A 1213-nucleotide genomic window follows, 5' to 3' on the forward strand; every position below is an offset into this window, starting at 1 on the left:
TGAACAGCAGAACGAAGTGATGCGTGATTCAGGATCTTAAGTTGGCTATGAATGTGCAAAAGGGTTGTTGCACGAAGCGTTGATAAAAGCCTAAGAATTTGCTCTCGTTCTCTGGTTGTCGGATCGGGATCTTCTGAGATTATATCCGATATCCTATTTTTATTCTATGCACTAGAAAAAGGATAAAAGTAGTTAGCCTACTTTGATTAATCGTAGTGGGTCCACATTCTGATTATTTTGACAACTTTCTCCTGTTCATACACTTGGTACACTAAGCGATGCTGGATATTTATTCTTCTTGAATATGCTCCTTCTAAGTTGCCTACCAACTTTTCATAAGGTGGGTATTCTGAAAATGGGTCCTCTTCAATAAGCGCTAGTAGATGTTGAATTTTGGGTTTCAATCCTGAAGATGCTGCTTTTTTAGCATCCTTTTGAGCTTGTTTGGTATAAACGAGTCTATAGTTGCTCACCAGTCAAGGTCTTCTTCGGTTTCTTCTAAAGGTGTATTTAATCCCTCTACAATCGACTCCTGCATTCCAGGAATAGAGGATAAGTGAAGAGTTTCTTGAATAGACCGCCAATCTTCTTCACTAATAAGCACCGCATTTGATCGCTTACCCGTAATCTGGATGGGCTGATGTGTTTCAGACGCTTCATCTAGTAATTTATAGATGTCTTTTCGAGCTTGGGTTGCTGTTAATGTTTTCATAGAATAGAGATTTGTTCAGACTGGAATAGATAACGTACGTTATTGCGTCCGTATTGTCAACTAGTTTAATTAGGGCTAGGGTGATTACAATCTCGAAAGATCTCAAATGATAGCAGTACTTAGAGGTAGTGAAATGACTACACTTTTGGCTTTACCTCGTTCCCAACGTCCTCGTTGGGAATGCATTCTAGAAGCTCCAGCTTCTTTTTCTTTTCCCCTTTTGTGAGGACAAAAGGGGAGCTACACCACCCCGACAGCTGTCGGAATCGGCGCATGTTCTGCTTCTCTGACGCTATGCAAAATGAAGGCAACTCCTGCTCAATTCTAACGCTGGAGATGTTTGGATCAAATAAAGTATTTCAGGGCATTAACACTTTTCTGTTACCGAGGAACCAGTCAACCAATCAAGACGTCATCCTGAACAGCAGAACGAAGTGATGCGTGATTCAGGATCTTAAGTTGGCTATGAATGTGCAAAAGGGTTGTTGCACGAAGCGTTGA

At 41.0% G+C, this 1213-nt stretch carries 2 protein-coding genes; both read right to left on the reverse strand.

Features of this window, described 5'->3' with window-relative positions:
* Window positions 1–206: 206 nt before the first annotated feature.
* A complete protein-coding gene (locus tag B155_RS0112675; RefSeq protein ID WP_018128626.1) occupies window positions 207–473 on the reverse strand; it encodes a Txe/YoeB family addiction module toxin in 267 nt (88 codons plus the stop codon).
* Window positions 470–712: a type II toxin-antitoxin system Phd/YefM family antitoxin gene (locus tag B155_RS0112680; RefSeq protein ID WP_018128627.1), complete on the reverse strand. Its 243-nt coding sequence runs from the start codon at window positions 710–712 to the stop codon at window positions 470–472. Before B155_RS0112680 ends, B155_RS0112675 begins: the two co-directional genes overlap by 4 nt.
* Window positions 713–1213: the final 501 nt, after the last annotated feature.

Origin of the sequence: Balneola vulgaris DSM 17893, from assembly GCF_000375465.1 — a bacterium.
GTDB classification, from domain to species: domain Bacteria; phylum Bacteroidota; class Rhodothermia; order Balneolales; family Balneolaceae; genus Balneola; species Balneola vulgaris.